Source organism: Nonomuraea phyllanthi, assembly GCF_006334985.2.
Lineage (GTDB): Bacteria > Actinomycetota > Actinomycetes > Streptosporangiales > Streptosporangiaceae > Nonomuraea > Nonomuraea phyllanthi.
Map to the genome: position 1 here is coordinate 169673 of NZ_VDLX02000008.1, position 19844 is coordinate 189516.

The following is a 19844-nucleotide window of genomic DNA, read 5'->3' on the forward strand; positions in this document are numbered from 1 at the left end:
TGGATCGTCGTCCGGATTTGCCCTACCCTGAGCGGAGGCGAGGGGAGTACTTCCCAAGTGCCGATCCGGTCAGTACGGACGTACGTGAGCGTCCCCGGACGGCCGCCCGCTACCCCCGGGTGAAGGAGACCTCGAACGGCAGAGCACGTTCGAGGAGGTTTCATGTCCCCGGGGATAATGCTGGCTGCACCCGACCAGGTTCCGATCGCGGCTGATCAGGGCAGCATCGCGTCCTTCGGCCTGTGGTCGATCACCATCGCCGGCCTGGTCCTGCTGCTGGTCATCGACGTCGTGCTGACCCGGCGCCCGCACGAGGTCCGCATGCGCGAGGCCCTGACCTGGTCCGTCTTCTACCTGATCCTGCCGGTGGCCTTCTGCGCGTACCTCTGGGGCGCCTTCGGCACCGGCGTGGCGGTCGAGTTCTTCACCGGATACGTGGTGGAGAAGTCGCTGTCGGTCGACAACCTGTTCGTGTTCATGCTGCTGCTGGCGGCCTTCGCGGTGCCGAAGGAGCTGACCCAGCGGGTGCTGCTCTACGGCATCGTCGGGGCGCTGGTCCTGCGCGCCGTCTTCATCGCGCTGGGCGCCGCGGCGCTGCAGAGCGGTACGTGGGCGTTCCTGCTGTTCGGGCTGGTCCTGATCGTCACGGCGGTCAAGGTGCTCAAGGGCGACGACCAGCACGTGGACATCGACTCCATGCGCAGCGTCCGGCTGCTGCGCCGCTTCGTCCCGGTGACCGGCGACTACCGCGGGTTCCGGCTGGTGGTGCGCGAGGGGGGCCGGCGGGCGATCACGCCGCTGGCCCTGGCGACGGTGGCGGTGTTCGCGACTGACATCGTCTTCGCCGTCGACTCGGTGCCCGCCGTGTACGGGGTGACCGAGGACCCGTTCCTCGTCTTCGCCACCAACGCCTTCGCCCTGCTGGGCCTGCGGGCGCTGTACTTCGTGCTGCGCGACGTCCTGGCCAGGCTACGCCACCTCAACTACGGCCTCGGCGTCATCCTGGCGTTCATCGGGCTCAAGCTGGTGCTGCACTGGGCGCACGGCCTGTGGGCGTGGGTCCCCGAGATCCCCACCCTCGCCTCGCTCGGCGTCATCGTCGTGACACTCCTCACCGTCACGCTCACCAGCCTGTACGCGGGCAGGGACGCCGCTCCGGCACCAGGCGAGGACGCCGAGCGCGCCAGGCGGCTGGAGCACGATCCGGTCGACCCCTGACCCGTGGGGCCGCCGGTCCCGCGGAGGCCGCTACGCCGGCTCCGGAGCCCCTCCGGAGCCGGTGGCCCGCTCCCTCAGCACGGTCTTCTGGATCTTGCCCGTCGAGGTCTTCGGCAGTTCCCCGAAGAAGACCGCCTTCGGGGCCTTGAAGTGCGCGATGCGGTCGCGTACGTGCTGGATCAGCTCGCCCTCGGTGGCGTCCGCCCCCGCGGCCAGGTTCACGTACGCGACGGGCACCTCGCCCCAGCGCGCGTCCGGCCGCGCGACGACCGCCGCCTCCTCCACCGCTGGATGGCTCACCAGGACGTTCTCCACCTCGACCGACGCGATGTTCTCGCCACCCGAGATGATCACGTCCTTGGCCCGGTCGACCAGCCGCACGTAGCCGTCGGGGTGCAGCACCGCCAGGTCGCCCGTGCGGAACCAGCCGCCGGGCGCCGCCGCGGCCGTGGCCTCGGGGTCGCGGTGGTAGCCCAGCATGACGTCGTTGCCGCGTACCGCGATCTCCCCGACCGTGGCCGCGTCGGCCGGCACGTCGTCGCCCTTGTCGTTGACGACCCTGATGCGCTGGGCGATCACGTTGCCCACGCCCTGGCGCGCGGTCAGGGCCGCCAGCTCCGCGACGTCCAGCCCGGCCCACTCCGGCTGCGGCTGGCAGATCACGGCCGGGCCGTACGTCTCCGTCAGCCCGTACAGGTGGATGACGTCGATCCCCGCCCGCAGCGCCCGCCCCAGCAGCGCGGGGCTCGGCGGCGCGCCGCCCACGCAGGCCAGCAGCCGCGGCTCCAGCGCGTCGGCGGGCGCGTCGGGGTGCGCCAGCAGCGACGTGAGCACGGTCGGGGCGCCGCACAGGTGCGTGACGCCGTGCGCGCGGATCAACCGCCAGGCCCGCTCCGGCTCGACCCTGGGCAGGCAGACGTGGCGGGCGCCGGCCAGCGTCACCGCCCACGGGAAGCACCAGCCGTGGCAGTGGAACATCGGCAGCGTCCACAGGTAGGCGGAGGAGGCGTCCAGCCTGGTGTGCAGCGCCATGGCCAGGGCCTGGAGATAGGCGCCCCGGTGGTGGTAGACGACGCCCTTCGGGCGGCCGGTCGTGCCGCTCGTGTAGTTGATCGACAGCGGCGACAGCTCGTCGCTCACCCGGACCAGCAGCGGCTCGGCCCCGTCCAGCAGCGCCTCGTACGCCTCCCCGCCGCACACCAGCCGCGGCCGCGCCGCGCTCGCCGCCGACGCCGCCCTGGCCAGCTCCTCGTGCTCGCGGTCGTGCAGCAGCACGGACACCTCGGCGTGATCGATGATGTACGCCAGCTCGCCCGAGGAGAGCCGGATGTTCATCGGCACCATGATCGCGCCCGCCTCCAGCAGCAGGTGCCCGTTGGCCGCCAGCACGGCCACCCGGTCGCCTGGCCGCACCCCGCTCCCGGCCAGCCCGCCGGCCAGCCGCCGCGCCCGCTCCCAGAGCTCGGCGTACGTGAGCGCCATCGCGCCGTCCACGACCGCGAGCCGCTGCGCGAACACGGCCGCCGACCGTTCGAGGAAGCTCGTCGGAGTCAACGGCTCGTACGACAGACCGGACATCGCCCCTCCCGCCCTCGGCCCTCCAATGATCGCCTCCAGGCCAGGCGAGGACAACCGCCGTACCGGCACCGGGGGATGCGCTCGTGGGCGCGATTCGTACCGGATGCGGGGTTCCTGCGAGATCAGCGGGAAAGGATGAGATCGCCGGCCACTCATCGGGACCCCTCAAAGGAGTCACATGGCGACAAACCTCCCCTCCTTCCCAGCCGCGGGCGAGCACCCGCTCGACACCTGCATCCGCCTCCGGGAGCTCGGTCCCGTGGTCGAGGTGGAGTTCCCGGGCGGCGTGCCCGCCTACCTGGCGCTGACCCACAAGGCCGTGCGGGAGATCCTCGCCGGGGACAACAGGACCTTCCTCCGGGATCCCCGGCACTGGCCGGCCCTCCACGACGGGTCGATCCCCGAGGACTGGCCGCTCCGCGCCATCGTCCAGGGCGGTCACCTGTCCACCAGGGACGGCGCGGACCACAGGCGGCTGCGCGGCCTGGTGGGCAGGGCGTTCACCCCGGCCCGGGTCGAGGGCCTGAAACCCCGGATCCAGCAGATCATCGACGGCCTGCTGGACGACGTGGTGGCCGCCGGTGACGGCGTCGACCTGGTCCCCGCCTTCACCGAGGCGCTGCCCATGTGGGTGATCTGCGAGCTGTTCGGCGTGGCGGCCGAGGAGCGGCTCCGGCTGCGCAACTGGACCGCCACGCTGCTGGCGCACACCACGCCGCCGGACGTGGCGTTCGCGACGCAGAACGACCTCCAGGCCTTCCTGCACGACCTGGTGGTGCGCAAGCAGCGCGAACCGGGCGACGACCTCACCTCCGGGCTGGTCCAGGCCCGCGACGAGGGCGACAAGCTCACCACCGAGGAACTGGTCGGCGTGCTGTGGCTCATGCTCGTCGCCGGCCACGAGACCACCGTCCACCTGCTGGGCCACGCCATCGTGGCCCTGGCCCGCGACCCCGGCCAGCTGCGGCTGGCCAAGGCCGGGGACCGGTGGGCCGACGTGGTGGAGGAGACCCTGCGCCACCGCCACTCGGTGATGATGACCAGCTTCCGGTTCACGGCCCAGGACGTGACGGTCGCCGGGGTGCCCATCCCCAAGGGCCGCGCGGTGGGCGTGATGTACCAGGCGAGCGGCGTCGACCCGGCGGAGTACGGGGACGGCGCGGACCGGTTCGACCTGGCGCGCGGGCAGACGGGACACCTCGGCTTCGGCCACGGCCCGCGCTACTGCATCGGGGCGCCGCTGGCCCGGCTGGAGAGCCGGCTGGCGCTCGCCTCGCTGTACGGGCGGCTGCCGGGGCTCAGCCTCGCCGTCGACCCCGCTGAGATCCCGTACTCCCCGTCGTTCTTCACGATCGGCCCGCTGTCCCTGCCGGTCAACCTGGGGATCTCGAATTAAGTCCTCATGTAGAGACTCGAAAGTCTTCCCATGGGGATATAACGTGATGCGCATGTACGCGATGATCAGGCAGTACGCCGCGAGCCCTGACGCGGTAGCGGAGATGGTCCAGCGGGTCGACGAGGAGTTCGCCGACCGGATCCCCGAGCAGGTGGGCGCGCTCCTCTACGCCGCCGTCGACACCGGCGAGGGGACCGTCATGACGATCACGGTGTTCGGCGACGCCGAGGCGGCCGCCCGTGCCGAGAGCACGGTGGCCGGGTCCAGGGGAACCTCGGTGAGCGGTTCGGGGTCCGGCAGACGGTCGTGCACCGCGGGGAGGTGGTGGTGAGCAGGCGACCCCGGCCGTCATCGAGCCGGTACGAATCCCTAAATGAGGCGACAAACCGCCCGCCCTCGTCCTTACCGGGGCGGGCGGGACCGCAGCGGCTGACGGGGCCGCGGCTTCTGGGGCTGCTGCGGCGGGCTGGGCCGGCGGGGCGTCCAGGCGGATCCCATGGACGCGCCCACGATCGCGACCAGCGAACCCACCAGCAGCCCGCCCAGGTTCGACAGCACGAACGCCGCCAGCGCCGCCAGGATCGCCAGCACCGCGATGACGAAACGCTGCTCGGAGGCGAACCACAGCCCCAGCCCCATGGCGACCAGGAACAGCCCCAGCAGGAACCCCGCGTAACCCCCCACCCCCGTGTGGACGATCACCCAGGTACCGGCGACCGGCACCAGCAGGATCTCGATCCCGGCGGCCACGAGCAGGCATCCCGCCCAGAACGGCCGCCGCCGCGTCCAGGCCGCCACCGAGCCCAGCCCTCTGGCCAGCGCGCCCGCGAACATCAGAAGCACGGCCGGACCCCCCGGCCCACGGCCACCTGCAGGTCGTCCACCCGGAACGTTCCTCCCGTCACCATCCAGGTGTCCACCGTCACGTCCCGCACCGTGAACGCCGGCGCACCGAGCCCGAAGTCGCCCCGCCTGCCCTCCAGGGCATCCCCGAGGCTCAGCAGCCCGGCGTCCTGGTTGATCACGACCGAGCTGAAGTCCACGTCGGCGGACAGGGAGGTGGCCGCGATCGCCAGCTGGCTGATGCGCGAGGGCCGGCCGCGATCGCGCGCGCTCAGCCGTACCGTGAACCGTCCCAGCGGGGTGTCCACCAGGGCCGACTGGCACAGCCCGTACACCTGCGCGGTGCGTAACGACAGATTCAGCACCACGTGCCTGCGGCCGTCCACCGACCGCACCACTCCGGGGAACAGCCCCAGGCCGCGCCCTGTCAGCCTGTCCGCCGACACCTTCATCTGCCGCCCGGACACCGCGAACGACGCCGGCAGGGCGCCCTGCGCCATCCCTGTCGCCAGCACGCCCAGGGCGAGCAGCGAAGGGACCAGCATCACGAGGAACCGCCGCCACCGCACCCGACCCCGCACCACCCTTCTCCTACTTGCTCGAAGTACATGACTCTGCGTGTTCAGCTGGTGGCGTCCGGCTGGACGCCGAACGGCGTGGTCTCCCTCGGCAGACGATGACCGCCCCGCCCGACCGCCCCGCCCGACCGCCCCGCCCGACCGCCCCGCCCGACCGCCCCGCCCGACCGCCCCGCCCGACCGGTCCGCCCGACCGCTCCGCTCCGGCGACCCGACCTCCGGAGCCCGGTGCGCCGCCGCCACGCCGGCTCAGCCGTTCCCTTCGAGAAAGTCACCGATCGCGGGGACGAGCTGCTCGTGCGCGTCCTCCAGCACGTAGTGGCCGGCGCGGGGATAGACATGGGTCCGCGCCCGGGGCAGGTGACGGCGCCAGCAAGCGAGCATGGCGGGATCGAAGACCGGGTCGCGCAGTCCCCACCCGATGAGGGCCGGCCGGTCGGCGAAGCGGTGCAGCTCCCGGCCCATGCCGTCGAGGATCGGCCACGCGGGATCGCGGGGACGCAGCGGGATGTCCTGGATGAAGTGCTGGATGGCCACGCGGTGTTCCGGCCGGTCGTACGGGGCGAGGAACGCCTCCCGCACGAGGGCGGGCATGCGACGGCGCACGCCGAGCGGCCGCCAGGTGGCCCCTCGGGCGAAGAGGTTGTGCCGCAGGATCAGCCGGGCCCCGAGCGCGGTGTCGCCCAGCAGCCAGAGCGGGAGCCGCAGGGGGAGTCGCGCACGCTCGCCGTGCGGGTTGGGGAAGGCCGCCGTGTTGAGGACGACCAGCCTGGCGACGCGGCCGGGATGGCGGCAGGCCCAGGCCATGCCGATCGGCCCGCCCCAGTCGTGCATGACCAGCGTCCAGCCCTTGTCGGGGGCGCCCCGGTCGGCGATGAGGTGGGAGGTCAGGGCGTCGAGGTCGTCGACGCGGGAGGCGAGCGTGTGGAGGTAGTCGCCGGCGGCGGGCTTGTCCGACAGGCCCATGCCGATGTGGTCGGGGGCGACGCACCGGAAGCGGTCGCGCAGCGCGAGGATCGGCCTCCGCCACAGGTAGCTCCACGAGGGGTTGCCGTGCAGGAACAGCAGCGGCTCTCCCGCCCCCTCGTCCACGTAGTGCTGGCGCAGCCCCGCACGAGCGGGATGGGCGAACCAGCGGGAGGCGAACGGGTATCCGGGGAACCTGGTCATGAGGTGGCTTCCGCGAGGTGGATGGGTGGCCGGGGGCATCGGATGGCTTCGCGAGGTGGATGGGTGGCCCGGGGCATCGGATGGCTCCGCGCGGTGGAAGGGTGGCCGGGATCATGGATCGGCCTCCGTCAGGTGGGCGGTCAGGCGGGTCAGGCCCTCGGCCATGCTCACCCGCGGCCGGTAGCCGAGGTCACGACGGGCCGCGGACAGGTCGAACCAGTGCGCGGTGGACGCCTGCTCCACCAGGAACCTCGTCAGAGGCGGCTCGACGCGCAGCCCCAGAGCCCGCGCCGGCCCGCAGCCCCGCTCCATGAGCGCGGCCGCCAGCTTCGCCGGCACGACCGGAAGCCGGCGCCGCACCGGGGGCAGTCCGGCGGCCCCGAGCAGGGCGTTCACCCACGTGCCGAATCCGCAGGGCTCCCCTTGAGCGATGAAGTACGTCCGGCCGCACAGCGGCGAGCCGGGGCGTAGCCGGTCGAGGGCCAGCAGGCAGGCATCGGCGGCGTTGTCGACGTAAACGGTGTCAATGATCTTGTCTGTCGGCCCCAGCAGCCAGAGCCGGTGCCGGTTGGCGGCCAGCCGGGGCAGGAAGTGCGGGTCGCCGGGGCCCCAGATGAGGTGCGGGCGCAGCGCCACGACGGGGACGGTGCCGGTGGCGGCCAGGACCAGCTGTTCCGCCAGGGCCTTGGAACGAGGGTAGGCCGCCGGGTAGCGGCGCGCGTACGGGACCGACTCATCGACCCCCTCCAGGTCGCGCCCGTCGTGCACGACGCTGGGGGAGGAGAGGTGCACCAGCCGCGCACCGCTGCGCGCGCAGGCGTCCAGCACGTTGCGCGTACCGTCCACGTTGATCTCGCGGTAGTCGCGAGCGGGGCCGTACGCCCCCGCCTTGGCGGCACAGTGCACCACGGCCTCGCAGGCGCCGACGGCGGCGCGGACGGCCGCCGGGTGGCGGATGTCGGCCAGGTGCTGCGTGAGGCCCAGCGCGTCCAGCTCGGGATGCGACCGGCGGTGCAGCGTGTGTACGGTGTCGCCGCGAGCGGCCAGCCGCCGGCACACGGCCAGACCGAGGAACCCGCTCGCGCCGGTGACGAGGACCTTCATCTGAGACCTCCGCGTGTCCGCCGACGCCCGGTGGGGCTGGGGGAGCGGGTGCTGCCGGTTACGAGGATCTTCATCTGTCACTTCCGAGTGGCAGCCGACATCTGGTGGGTCTGGGGGTTGTGCTGGTTACCGGGATCTTCATCTGCGACCTCCGCGTAGCTGCCGACACCTGGCGGGGCCGGGGAACGAAATGTGCTGGTCACCAGGACGCTCATCCGTGGCCTCCGCGCAGGCGCCGGGCGGCCCAGGTGGCGAGCACGTTCCGGCGGATCTTGCTGTTGTGCCGGGCGTCCACGGGAAAGCCCGGATGGAACAGCACCTCGCGCAGGGCGGCCGTACGGGGATGCCGTGCGGCCTCCTCGAGGACGGCGGCCCGGACGCGGGCCCGCCGGGCGCCCGGCTCGCGCTCCACCACGAGGACCGGCCGCTGCTCGCCCGCCGGGCCGACGCCGACCAGGGCGGTCCGGCGCACCCCCGGCACGCCGGCGAGCAGGGTCTCGACGTGGTCGGTGCACAGGTCTCCGCCGCGGGTACGCACGCGTTCGGACCTGCGGCCGGCGAACCAGAGCCGGCCCTGGTCGTCCAGGTGGCCCAGATCGCCCATGCGATGCCAGACCCGGTCACCGTCGGCGATCCTGGCCATGGCCGTGGCGCGAGGATCGTCGAGGTACGGGTCGCTGACCGCGGGGGAGGCGACCACGATCTCCCCCACCGTTCCGGTCGGCACCCGCAGGTCATCGCTCCAGACGCCGACCGGATCGTCGGTGACGCCGATGACGCGTACCTCGGCACCGGCCAGCGGCCGGCCCAGGCACGTCCCGGCCCCCGGGTGCGCCGTCCGGGCGGCGGCCAGCTCGCGGCCCTCGATGGCGGCCACCGGCAGGCACTCGGTGGCGCCGTACACCGACACCACCCGCGCGGCGGCCGGCAGGCACGCGCGCACGCGCTCCAGCGTGGGCAGCGGCAGCGGGGCTCCCGCCACGGCGACGCATTCCAACGTGTCCAGCACCACGCCCCGGGCAGCGCAGTGCCGGGCCAGCCGATCCAGCAGCGCCGGGGCGGCGAACACGGTCGCCACCCCGTAGCGCCGGATGCCGGACACCAGGACGGCCGGGTCTGCACGCATCGGATGCCGCGGGTCCATGTCGGGGATCACGGCGGTCGCCCCCAGAGCCGCCGCACCCAGCGCGAAAGGGATGAACGTCGACAGCATGGCGGTTCCCGGCCGGATGATGCCGAGCTCGTCGAGCAGGTCGAGCTGCGCGGTCAGGTGCCGGTGCCGCAGCGGCACACCCTTGGGCGGACCCGTGGAGCCCGAGGTGTAGGCGATCAGCGCCACATCATCCGGCCCCGGCTCCCGAGCCACAGGCGTGCCCGCTGAGCCGGCGGTCAAGTCCTTCAGCGAGCCGGCCGCCAAGCCGGTCACCAGGTCGGTCGCTGAGCTGGTGGGCGGGTCGTTCACCAGCTCAGTGACAGAGTCGTCCACCAGTCCGGCCGCCGGGGCGCTCGCCAGGCCAGCCACCATGTCGTGCGTCGGGTCGTTCGCCAGGTCAACCGCCGGGCCGTCCACCAGGAGGGCCGCCGGGTCGGGCGCCGGGTGGTCCACCAGGTCATTCGCTCGGTGGTTTGCCAGGTCAGCCGCCGATCCACCCGCCGAGCCGGTCGGTGGGTGACCTGAAAAGCAGCGGCCTTGGGCGGCGGCCCGAAGGCCGGCGATCGTCGGGCCGGGCCAGAGCCGGCGCGGCCCGACCGTGATGGCGATGCGGCTGCTGCGCCGGGCCCAGCCCAGCGCGAGCCGGGCCGCGTGGGCGAGCGGGACGCCGATGAACGCCTCAGGAGCGGCCCGCTCCAGGCAGCGCCGGATGTCGGCGTAGGGCAGCCCCGGATCGACCATCACCGGCACCGCCCCCAGCCGCAGCAGCGACAGCGCCAGCACGCCGAGCTCCACGCCCGGGTACACGAGCAGCACGGTTCGCATGCCGTGACCCACTCCCGCCAGGGCCAGGGCGGCGGTGGTCCGCTGCACCGCCAGTGCCATCTCCTCGTAGCTGACCGCCCGCGGTGTCCGGCCGCCGACCTGGCAGGCGACGGCGCCGGGCAGGTCGAGGCGCCGGCGCCGGACGCGGGTGATCAGCTCGCTGGCCGGAGGGACGGTCTCCGCAGGTGTGTCGGGTGTCATCGCCGTCACCACCGCACCACGACGATGCCGGCGCTGAAGCCGCTGGCCAGTCCCACCAGGGCGATCAGGTCGCCCCGCCGTACCCGTCCGGCCGCGACCGCCTGGGCGAGCTGGACGGGCAGCGTGGCCGTGATGAGGTTGCCGTGCTGGGCGATGGTGACCACGACCTTGCCCGGCGGGATCCCGGTGTGCTCGCAGAACTTCCACAGCGCCGGCAGCGACGCCTGGTGCACGCAGACGGCCGCGAAGTCGTCCCAGGTCAGGCCGAGCTCGGCGAGCGGCTCGCGGAACACGGCGAAGCCGGCCTGCTCGATGCTGCGCGCGAGCTTGACGGCGTCGACGGTGAGCGGCCGGATGACCGGCCAGGCGGCCGCGGGATCGGTGGTCATGTCGGAGATCTGTACGGTGGCCGCGTCCCACCCGGCCGAGTGGGCGGTGAACCGGTGGCCGAGCACCCCCTGGGTCGGCGCGGGCTCCAGCAGCAGGGCGGCCCCGGCGTCGGAGACGGTGTAGGCGGCGGCGATCGCGAAGAACTCGTCGGCTCCCGACAGCGTCCACGGCATGAACGCGGTGCCCACCTCGCCGCAGCAGACCAGGACCCGTCGGTGCTGTCCGGAGGTGATGAGCGCGTCGGCCACCTGGATGGCGTTCAGCACGCTGTTGCAGGCGTTGCGTACGTCGAACACCGGGCAGGCGGCGCCGAGCTTGGCGGCGACGACGTGCGCGGTGGCGGGCTCGATCAGGTCGGGCGTCACGCCGGCGTAGACGATCAGGTCGAGATCACGCGCCTGCATGCCGGAATTGGACAGCAGGCGGCGGGCGGCGTGGACGGCCAGGTCGGACGGCTTCTCGTGCGGCGGGGCGATGTGCCGGCGCCGCACCCCGCTGCCTCCGTGGATGACCCCGCGGGGCAGCTCCAGCCCGGGGTTGCGCTCGGCGAGCCGGTCCTCCAGCTCCGCCGTGGTCATCGTGGTCTCCGGCAGGTGGGCGGCGACGCCGGCCAGCCGGGTGTGGACGGCGCTCATCGGACGTCCTTTCCTGCTACCGGGCGCGAGGTCTGCAGCCCGAGGTGGACGAGCACCGTACGGGCGATGTCGGTGACCGTGCCGGCGCCGCGGATCAGCTCCATGGGCGGGATGTCCACGCCGAACTGGTGCCGTACGGACAGCAGCAGTTCGGTGGCCATGAGCGAGTCGAGGCCGTACTCGTCGAGCCGCCGATCGGGGTCGATCTCCGCGGCGGGGGTGAGCAGCACGGTGGACAGCAGCGCGGTGAGCTGCTCGGCCACGTGCCGGTGCGCCTCCTCGTCGCTCATCGCCGCCAGCGTCGCCAGCAGGTCGCCGACGTCGAGGTCGTGGTCCGCGCCGGGCGGCAGCACCGCCGACAGCCACGGCCGCCGCAGGCCGGGCAGCATCTGCCGCATCCGGGCCCAGTCGCAGCGGCCCACCATCGCCACGTCGGCTCCCTCGCCGAGCATGTCGTCCACGGCCGCCAGCGCGCGGTCCGTGGTGATGGACTCGATGCCGAGCCTGGCCAGCGCCTCCGCCTGCGTGCCGTGCGCCAGGACGCCGGTTCCGGCGAGCGCGCCGAGGCAGACCGCCAGTGCCGGCCGGCCCCGCGCCCTCCGCCGGCGGGCCAGCGCCTCCAGGAACAGGTTCGCCGACACGTACGGGGACTGGCCGATGTTGCCGATCGTGGTCAGGGACGAGTAGAGGACGAACGCCTCCAGGGGCAGGCCGGCGGTGAGCTCGTCCAGGACCAGGGCGCCGGCGACCTTGGGGCGCAGCACCGCCCGGATCCGGTCGTCGGACAGGTCGACGAGCGCGGCGTCGTCGAGGTGCATGGCGGCGTGGACGACGCCGCGTACCGGGTGGCCGTCCGCGTCCAGCTCGCGCAGGATCGCGCGCATGGCGTCGCGGTCGGCGGCGTCGGCGGCGTACACGCGGGCCTCCGCCCCGAGGCACTTCAGCTCCTCCAGCAGCGCGGGCGCCTCGGGGGTGGCGGCGCCGCGGCGGCCGACGAGCGCCAACCGGCGGACCCCGGCCCGGGCCAGATGGCGCGCGGTCGCCGCGCCGAACCCGGTCAGGCCGCCGGTGACCAGATAGGTCCCGTCGGAACTCGGGCGGTGGCGTGCCGGTCGCCGCCGTACCATGACCGGCTCTTCACGAGGATCGAGAGAGACGACCACTTTCCCGATATGCCGGGAATGCCGCATCAGGGCGAAGGCGTCGGCGACCCGCTCGGCGGGATAGACCGTGTGCGGCAGCGGGCGGAAATCCCCCATGCGGGGAAGGGCCTCCACGTGCTCGGCCGCCAGCGCCGGGTCCTTCCACATCAGCGTGCCGACGTCCACGCCGAAGAACGAGATGTTGTCGCCGAACGGACGCATCGGCAGCTGCCCGCTCTCGAAGATGTCGCGCTTGCCCAGCTCCACGAACCGGCCGCCGTGCCGCAGGCACTCCAGGCCGCGGCTGATGGCCTCGCCCGCCAGCGAGTTGAGCACGACGTCCACGCCACGGCCCGCCGTCAGCTCCCTGACCTGGTCGGCGAAGTGCAGGCTGCGCGAGTCCAGCACGTGATCGGCGCCGAGCGAGCGCAGCAGATCGCGCTTGGCGGGACTGCCGGCCGTGGCGATCACCCGTGCGCCGGCGAACCGCGCGTATTCGAGCGCCGCCAGCCCCACCCCGCCCGCGCCGCCGTGCACCAGCACGGTCTCGCCCGCCTTGACGCGCGCGCAGTGGTGCAGCGAGTGGTGGACGGTCACCAGGGCCATGGGCAGGGTGGCGGCCTCCGCGAAGGTACGCCCCTCGGGGATGCGGGCGGCCGCCCACTCCTCGACCACGGCATGGCTCCCGAACCCGACCGGCCCCGCCGCCATCACCCGGTCGCCGGGTCCGAGCCGGGTGACGCCCGGCCCGACGGCCACCACGGTCCCGGCGCACTCCAGGCCCAGCGCATGGCCGCCGAACACCGCCTCGACCGCTTCGGACGGCAGCAGGTCCACCGCGAACATCACGTCGCGGTAGTTCAGCCCGATCGCCCGTACCTCCACCAAAGCCTGGCCCGGACCCGGCACGGGCATGTCCACCCGCTCCCAGGCCAGGCCGTACGACAGGCCGGGATCGGACACGGCGAGGCGGAAGGCGCCCGGTTCCTCGGGCACCGGAACGGCGTTCTCCTCCGTCGCGACCAGGCGCGGCGTGAAACGGCCCCGCCGGGTGAGCAGGATCTCGTCCTCGGCACCGGGGGTCAGCAACTCGGCCGCCACCCGCGCCGCGTCGTGCCCGTGGTCGTCACTGCGGTGCAGGCACAGCCGCCGCGCCTCGATCCGGGGCTGCTCGTTGCCCAGAGACCGCACCGTCCCCCAGGTGGCCGCGTCCTGCGGATGGACGGGACCGCCCTCCGCGAGACCGGGCTCGGGGAGCGCACCACAGGGACGGCTCACCAGCCACAGGACGATCCGTCGGTCCGGGGGCAGCTGCTCGCAGGCCAGCGCGATCGCGCGCAACGCAGCGGCCCGCCGAGTGATCTGCTCGACGACCGCCTCCGCCCCTGCGTCGGATGGTTCCGTGTCGGAGGTGTCGCCGAGGACGATGACGAGCGTCACGGTCTCGGTCTCGGGAGACATCCAGGCGGTCCAGCGACCCGGATCGTCGCCGAGCGGTGACAGGCTCACGTGGGCACCCTGTCCCTCAAGCAGCGAGGCAAGTGCGGAGGGAAGCGGATCGCTGGCGTCCTCACCCGCGACGATCCACGCGCCACCGGCCGCGACACCCAGTGGCGCCTCCTCGGTGACCACGTCGACGGGGCGGCGGCCGATGCTGAGGGCACTGGAAGTGCCGCCGGCACCGGGGCCGACGCCGACGGCGGTGATGGTGGTGGGGCCAGCGTCCAGAGCCGTGGCAGTGGCGGTGCTGGGGCTGGGGTCGATTGCGGTGGTGGTGCTCGTGACCGTTGTGAGGGCGGGAGCGGGGGCGGGGACCGTGGCGGGGGCGGTGGCGAGCATCACCGAGAAGTCACCCGCGTCCGGCTCCTCCTCAGCCTTGGCCTGGACGATGTCGGTATAGCCGGTCTGGGCCAGCAGTTGCGGCCATCTCTGCCGTGACAGCAGCGGCGAGTGCGGCCGCACGTCGAGGTCGCCGAAATCCCAGAACTCCGGCGGAGGGCCGAGGAACGGCAGCAGGGGCTCCATCCGGTGCGGCTCGACGACCAGCAGCTTGCCGCCGGGTGCGAGCAGCGTGGCCAGCCCGCGCAGCGCGGCGGTCAGGTCTCGTGCCAGGTGCAGGCAGCCGGCCGCCACCACCAGGTCATGGCCGCCCGGGGAATGCCCCTGCCCGGCCAGGTCGCCGTTGAGGTCGAGCAGCGCGTACTCGACGAAATCCGCCTCGGAGAAGCGCTGCCGCAGCCGGGCCAGCGCCGGTTCCGTGGCGTCGGTGATCGTGTAACGGGTGCGGTCGGGCGGCAGGACCGGCAGCAGCGACGCCGTGGTGCCGCCCGTCCCGGCGCCCGCCTCCAGGATGCGCAGCGGCCGGTCGGCCGGCCACTCGCGGACGACCTGCTCCACGAGGGCCCGGGCGATCCGGTTGCCGAACAGGCTGACCGGCCCGATGTCGCGCACCTGGTCGAGCAGCTCCCCGGCGCCGCCGGACGTCAGCACGTCGGCCGCCGTGAGCTCGCCGCGCAACAGCTCGGGCAGGCGCATGCAGGCCCGCACCGCCAGAGCGGTCTGCGCGGTGAACGAGGTGCCCGCGACGACGAGCTCGCGCAGTGACTCGGCCGGGTCGGCCGCGGGCGGCACGAGGCGGATCTCCCGCTCGCCCGGATGTTCCAGCAGCCCGTGCCGCTCCAGCAAGGGCAGCGCCGCCCGCAGCATGCGACGGTGATGCGGTTGCGCGCACGCGGCGAACAGCGCATCGGCGGTGAGGCGGCGCGCGGGACCGGCGGCGGACCCGCTCAGGGCGGCCCCACCCGTGCCGGACGCGCCTGCGACAGGCCCACCTGTGGCGGACCCGCTCAGGGTGGACCCACCTGTGGCCGACGCGCCTGCGATGGGCCCGCCCGTGGCGGACGCGCCCGGGACAGGCCCTTCCGAATCCGCCGGCTCGGCGAGCGTGGTGGTGTCGATTGGCCTGGTCAGTTCGGTGAGTGCGGTGGCCAGCGCCTGGGCGTACGTCTTCTCCAGCTGCGCCGCGTACGCCGGGTAGCCGAGCTCCCGCCAGGCCGCGCGTACGGCGGCGAGCCGGTCGGCCGCCGCGGCGAGAAGATGCGCAGGGTCGGACACCGGCCACGGGCCTACCGGCTCGCCCGGCCGGGGCGCCGCGCGCAGTTCGACGTGGTAGCGGCTGACCGGCGTGGCGTGCACGCCGGGCATGCGGCGCAGGCGGACCCCCTCCATCTCGGCGACCACCCGGCCGTCAGGGCGAGCCACCGTGATGTCCCAGCAGACCTCCTCGACGCTGCTGGACCGTTCCCGTACGTGGACGAGACCCTCCGCATCAGGCCTCGCCCACAGCCGCACTGACCCGATCGCCGCGGGCATGTAGCCGGTGCCCGACCGCAGCGCCTCCACCAGCCACACCACCCCCGCCTGCAGCGCGCAGTCCAGCACCACCGGATGCGACTGGTAGCGCTCGTCGCGCTGGTCGGGGCAGGTGTACGCCGCCAGGATCTCGCCCTCGCCCGCCCGCAGATCGGTCAACCGCTGGAACGCCGGCCCCCACACCATGCGGCCCTCGGCGGCCCTGGCGTAGTGCGCCTGCACGTCCACGGGCGTGCCGATGCGGGCACGCAGGCCCGCCACGTCAAGTGGTGGCGGGGCCTGGCGCAGCAGCGGGCGTACCCGGGCCCGGAAGTGCTCGCGGGGATGCTGCCCCCGCAGCGTGGTGCTGGCCACCGTGATCATGCCCGTCCCCGGGGACAGGGATGTCTGCACGCACACCGGCTCCGCGCTCGGCGGCGGCACCACCAGGGCGCGGCTGATGGCGACCTGGTCGACTTCGACCGCCTCGGCGGCCTCCGGCATCGCCAGCCGGCCGGCGGCCAGGGCCATCTCCACGTAGCCGGTCGCGGGCATCACCGCCGCCCCTCCCGCCCGGTGGTCGTAGACCCAGGGCAGGCGTACGTGGTCGATCTCTCCGTACCAGGCAGGGGCGAGCGTCGGCAGCCGCTGGCCGAGCAGCGGATGCTGGATCGCCGGGTCGCTGAGCGTGTGCGCCCAGGCCAGCGGGTCGCCGGTCCAGTGCCGCTGCCGCTGCCAGGGATACGGCGGCAGCGTGCGCACCTCGCCGCGGCGGGGGAAGTAGCGGTCCCAGCCGATCTCCCCGCCGGCGGCGATGATCTGGGTGACCGCCCGCCGGACGGCGGTGATTCCGGGCTCGGCGTTCGTGACCGTGGTGGTTGCGGGACCTTCCGTGTTTGTCGCTGTGGTGGTTGCGGGACCTTCCGCGTTCGTTGCTGTGGTGGTTGTGGGACGTTTGGTGTTCGTCGCTGTGGCGGTTTCGAGAGGCCCAGCGCTCGTCGCCGCGGCGGCTGCCGGTCTCGTGCTCTTCGCCGTGGTCGGCGCCGCTGCCGGCTCGCCGCTTCGCTTCGGGCGTCGCAGCGTGGGGACAACGGCCGTGCGTACGCGGGCCGCGCCCGAGACCCGGCGCAGGTAGGACTGCAGCACCGGGTGCGGGCCCACCTCCACCAGAACGTCGAACCCGTCGGCGAGCACCCGCTCCACCGCCGCCGCGAACCGCACAGGACGGCGTACGTTGTGCCACCAGTACGTCGCGTCCAGCTCCTCCCCGCCCAGGGCGTCGCCCGTCACCGTGGACACCATCGGGATCCGTGCCCGCGACGGCCGCAGGTCGGCCAGCGCCTCGCACAGCGGCTCGCGTATGGGGTCCATGGCGGCGCTGTGGAAGGGGTGGTCCACGTCCAGCTCGCGGAAGAACACCTTGCGCGCGACCAGGTCCTCGCCCAGCAGCTTCAGGGACTCGCGCGGCCCCGCGACGGTGACGTCCCGGCCGGAGTTCACGGCCGCGATCTCCAGCTGCGGGTGGGCGGCAAGGGCCTCCCTGGCAGCCGTCTCCGGCAACCCGATCGCGGCCATCCGGCCCTGACCGCGTGTCACCGACTGCGCCCGGCCGCGTTCGGCGATCACCTGGGCCGCCTGGCGCAGTGACAGCGCGCCGGCGGCGTACGCGGCGGCCACCTCGCCCACGCTGTGGCCCAGCACCGCGCCTGGCCGCACGCCCGCCGCGGCGAGCATGTCCACCAGGCCGGCCTGTACGGCGAACAGCAGGGGCTGGGCGATCTCGGTCGCCGACAGCCGCCATCGGTCCGCCGGCAGTGCCAACTCCTCCAGCACCGACCAGCCCAGCCTGGGCTTCAGCTCGGCGTCCAGCGTCTCGACGACCGTCCGGAACGTCCGGTCGGTGAGCAGGTCGGCGCCCATCCCGGCCCACTGCGACCCGTTGCCGCAGAACACCAGCGCCACCCGGCCCCGCTCCACCGCCTCCCCGGTCACTGCTTCGGACACGCCGGCGCGGTAGGGAGCGGGATGTGTGCCGCCTCGGGAGGATGTTCCCGCGGCTCCGGCTTCGGGGATCTTCGTGACAAGCCCGTCGGTTGCCGTGTCCGGTGGTGCCGTGCAGGGGTCCGCCCGTCCGGTGGGGACGTCGGCTGTCTGAGGGGGATGGGCGCCCGCAACGGCCCGGTCCAGCGTCGTTCGGCTGCCGGAGGCGTCGGGCTGCTGCGGGTTCGGGACGATCCGGGCATCGGAGGCGGTGGTGCCCTGGTGGGAGGCGGTCTGGCCGTTGGAGGTAGCGGTGGCCTGGTGCAGGGCGGTCTGGCCGTTGGAGGTAGCGGTGGCCTGGTGCAGGGCGGTCTGGCCGTTGGAGGTAGCGGTGGCCTGGTGCAGGGCGGTCTGGTTGTTGGAAGTGGCGGTGGCCTGGTGCAGGGTGGTCTGGTTGTTGGAGGCGGTGGTCGCCTGGTCCGGAGCGGTGCGCAGGCTCGCCAGGCTGAGGGCCGCCTCAGCCGCGGACCCGGCCAGCACCACGGCGCGGTGCCGGTGAAGGGCGCGTCGCCGGCTCGCCGTGTACGCCACGTCGTAGAAGTCCCCTTCGTCCACCGACTCCAGGTGCGCGACCGCCCGTGCGACGGCCTCGGCGAGCGCGGCCGGGCTGCGTGCCGACACCACGAACGGCAGCTTCCCCGCCGATCCCGTTGCCGCCGTCTCCGCCGACCCCGCCACCCCCGCGGACCCCGACGACCCGGCGGACCCCCTCGACCCCGGTGGCTCAGCTGGCTCAGTCGGCTGGGCGGCGGCGACGGGCTTGGAGCCTCGCCCGGACGATGGAGGTGACGTGGCGACGGGCGGAGCGGTCAGGGCCACGTGCACGTTCGCGCCGCCGAACCCGAACGAGTTGACCCCCGCCACAACCCGCCCGCCCATCTCGGGCAGTGCCCGGGGCCGGGTCACGACGCTGAGGCCGAGCCCGTCGAAGTCGATGGCCGGGTTGAGCGTGGCGGCGTGCAGCGTGGCGGGGATCGTCCGGTGCCGGAGCACCAGCAGCGCCTTGAACAGCCCCGGCATGCCGGAGGCCGGCTCCAGGTGCCCGAGGTTGGACTTGACCGACCCGATCGGCAGCGCGCCGCCCGCCCGGCGCGTGCCGAGCGCGCGCCCCAGCGCCTGGCATTCGGCCGGGTCGCCCGCCTGGGTGCCGGTGCCGTGCGCCTCGACGTACGCCACCTCGTCCGGGTCTATGCCGGCTTCGGCGTACACCTGCCGCAGCAGCGCCTCCTGCGCCTCGGCGTTGGGCAGCGCCAGCCCGCTGGTGCGGCCGTCGTTGTTGGCGGCGGCGCCCACGATGACGCCGTGCACCCGGTCGCCGTCGGCGAGCGCGTCGGCCAGCCTCTTGAGCACGACCACGCCGCCGCCCTCGGCGCGCACGAACCCGTCGGCGTCGGCGGAGAAGGCGCGGCACCGCCCCGTCGGCGACAGCATCGACGCCTGGCTGAACCCGACGAAGGACATGGGGTTGAGCAGCACGTTGACCCCGCCCGCGAGCGCCACCCGGCAGGAGCCCTCGGCCAGCGCCCGGCAGGCCCGCTCGACCGCCTGCAGCGCGGACGAGCACGCGGTGTCGATCGCCATGCTCGGCCCGCGCAGGTCGAAGGCGTGCGAGAGCCGGTTGGCCACGATCGACAGCGCCGACCCCGACATCGTGTACGGGCCGACGGAGCCGGGCTCCATGCCCTGGAGGACGCCGTAGGAGGGATCGGACACCCCGACGAACACGCCGGTGCCGCCGCCCGCCAGGCGTGCCGCGTCGATGCCGGCGTCGTCGAACGCGTCGGCCGCCATCTCCAGCATCAGCCGCTGCTGAGGGTCCATCGAGGCGGCCTCCTTCGGCGAGATCCCGAAGTAGGCGGCGTCGAAGCCGGCGATGTCGTCGAGGAAGCCACCGGCCCGGGTGTAGCTCCGATTGGGCCTCGGGATGCTCTCGTCGACGTACCGCTCGGCCTCGAACCGGTCGGGCGGCAGCGTGCCGACCAGGTCGTCGCCGCGCATCAGGGCCCGCCAGAGCCCCTCCAGATCCCTGATGCCGCCGGGGAGTCGGCAGGCCGCGCCCACGACCGCCACGGCCCGCCCTCCCCACGCCGCCGTCGCCGCCCGGCCGTTGTCTTCCTCGCCTGCGCGCATCCGTCACCCTTCTGCTCGCACACCAAAGGCGTCCCAACAAATGGTAAACGACTCGCTACTCAGCGTGTCCATTGGATATTCCCTGCATCT

The 19844-nt window shown here is 73.6% G+C and carries 11 protein-coding genes; 3 read left to right on the top strand and 8 right to left on the bottom strand.

Features of this window, described 5'->3' with window-relative positions:
* The first annotated feature begins 162 nt into the window (after window positions 1-162).
* A complete protein-coding gene (locus FH608_RS22440) occupies window positions 163-1218 on the top strand; it encodes a TerC/Alx family metal homeostasis membrane protein (RefSeq protein ID WP_139632545.1) in 1056 nt (351 codons plus the stop codon).
* 30 nt (window positions 1219-1248) lie between these two features.
* Here FH608_RS22440 and FH608_RS22445 read toward each other — a convergent pair whose 3' ends face one another.
* Window positions 1249-2796 (bottom strand): AMP-binding protein, encoded by a 1548-nt coding sequence (locus FH608_RS22445; protein WP_139632546.1) that lies wholly within the window; start codon window positions 2794-2796, stop codon window positions 1249-1251.
* A 178-nt stretch (window positions 2797-2974) separates the two neighbouring features.
* Here FH608_RS22445 and FH608_RS22450 point away from each other — a divergent pair, with 178 nt between their 5' ends.
* Together FH608_RS22450 and FH608_RS22455 are read left to right on the top strand one after the other, a co-directional pair.
* Window positions 2975-4192 carry a cytochrome P450 family protein gene (locus FH608_RS22450; RefSeq protein WP_139632547.1) on the top strand — a complete coding sequence of 406 codons (1218 nt, stop codon included), beginning with the start codon at window positions 2975-2977 and terminating at the stop codon, window positions 4190-4192.
* Between the two features lie 52 nt (window positions 4193-4244).
* Window positions 4245-4523: a hypothetical protein gene (locus FH608_RS22455; RefSeq protein ID WP_139632548.1), complete on the top strand. Its 279-nt coding sequence runs from the start codon at window positions 4245-4247 to the stop codon at window positions 4521-4523.
* A gap of 71 nt (window positions 4524-4594) precedes the next feature.
* Here the strand turns inward: FH608_RS22455 and FH608_RS22460 are convergent, their stop codons facing one another.
* The 7 genes from FH608_RS22460 to FH608_RS52890 all read right to left on the bottom strand — a co-directional run bounded on the left by FH608_RS22460 (window position 4595) and on the right by FH608_RS52890 (window position 19754).
* Entirely contained in the window at window positions 4595-5026 is a 432-nt protein-coding gene (locus tag FH608_RS22460; protein ID WP_226899816.1) for a DUF6114 domain-containing protein, read from the bottom strand.
* On the bottom strand, window positions 5026-5616 hold the full coding sequence (locus tag FH608_RS22465) for a DUF6230 family protein (RefSeq protein ID WP_139632550.1): 591 nt from the start codon (window positions 5614-5616) through the stop codon (window positions 5026-5028). Before FH608_RS22465 ends, FH608_RS22460 begins: the two co-directional genes overlap by 1 nt.
* Window positions 5617-5862: 246 nt before the next feature.
* The gene (locus FH608_RS22475) at window positions 5863-6783 is read right to left on the bottom strand and encodes an alpha/beta fold hydrolase (RefSeq protein ID WP_139632552.1); all 921 of its coding nucleotides are present in this window, start codon (window positions 6781-6783) and stop codon (window positions 5863-5865) included.
* 111 nt (window positions 6784-6894) lie between these two features.
* Window positions 6895-7887, bottom strand: coding sequence for an NAD-dependent epimerase/dehydratase family protein (locus tag FH608_RS22480; protein WP_139632553.1), 993 nt, complete (start codon window positions 7885-7887; stop codon window positions 6895-6897).
* A 211-nt stretch (window positions 7888-8098) separates the two neighbouring features.
* Window positions 8099-10066, bottom strand: a complete 1968-nt coding sequence (locus FH608_RS22485; RefSeq protein ID WP_139632554.1) for an AMP-binding protein — start codon at window positions 10064-10066, stop codon at window positions 8099-8101.
* Window positions 10067-10071: 5 nt separating this feature from the next.
* Window positions 10072-11091, bottom strand: coding sequence for a 3-oxoacyl-ACP synthase III family protein (locus tag FH608_RS22490; protein ID WP_139632555.1), 1020 nt, complete (start codon window positions 11089-11091; stop codon window positions 10072-10074).
* Window positions 11088-19754, bottom strand: coding sequence for a type I polyketide synthase (locus FH608_RS52890; RefSeq protein ID WP_226899779.1), 8667 nt, complete (start codon window positions 19752-19754; stop codon window positions 11088-11090). Before FH608_RS52890 ends, FH608_RS22490 begins: the two co-directional genes overlap by 4 nt.
* Window positions 19755-19844 lie beyond the last annotated feature (90 nt).

Bases quoted from the DNA above. Each gene is read 5' to 3' on its own strand.
- FH608_RS22440 (WP_139632545.1), top strand. From the start codon at position 163: ATGTCCCCGGGGATAATGCTGGCTGCACCCGACCAGGTTCCGATCGCG.
- FH608_RS22445 (WP_139632546.1), bottom strand. From the start codon at position 2,796: ATGTCCGGTCTGTCGTACGAGCCGTTGACTCCGACGAGCTTCCTCGAA.
- FH608_RS22450 (WP_139632547.1), top strand. From the start codon at position 2,975: ATGGCGACAAACCTCCCCTCCTTCCCAGCCGCGGGCGAGCACCCGCTC.
- FH608_RS22455 (WP_139632548.1), top strand. From the start codon at position 4,245: ATGTACGCGATGATCAGGCAGTACGCCGCGAGCCCTGACGCGGTAGCG.
- FH608_RS22460 (WP_226899816.1), bottom strand. From the start codon at position 5,026: ATGTTCGCGGGCGCGCTGGCCAGAGGGCTGGGCTCGGTGGCGGCCTGG.
- FH608_RS22475 (WP_139632552.1), bottom strand. From the start codon at position 6,783: ATGACCAGGTTCCCCGGATACCCGTTCGCCTCCCGCTGGTTCGCCCAT.
- FH608_RS22480 (WP_139632553.1), bottom strand. From the start codon at position 7,887: ATGAAGGTCCTCGTCACCGGCGCGAGCGGGTTCCTCGGTCTGGCCGTG.
- FH608_RS22485 (WP_139632554.1), bottom strand. From the start codon at position 10,066: ATGACACCCGACACACCTGCGGAGACCGTCCCTCCGGCCAGCGAGCTG.
- FH608_RS22490 (WP_139632555.1), bottom strand. From the start codon at position 11,091: ATGAGCGCCGTCCACACCCGGCTGGCCGGCGTCGCCGCCCACCTGCCG.
- FH608_RS52890 (WP_226899779.1), bottom strand. From the start codon at position 19,754: ATGCGCGCAGGCGAGGAAGACAACGGCCGGGCGGCGACGGCGGCGTGG.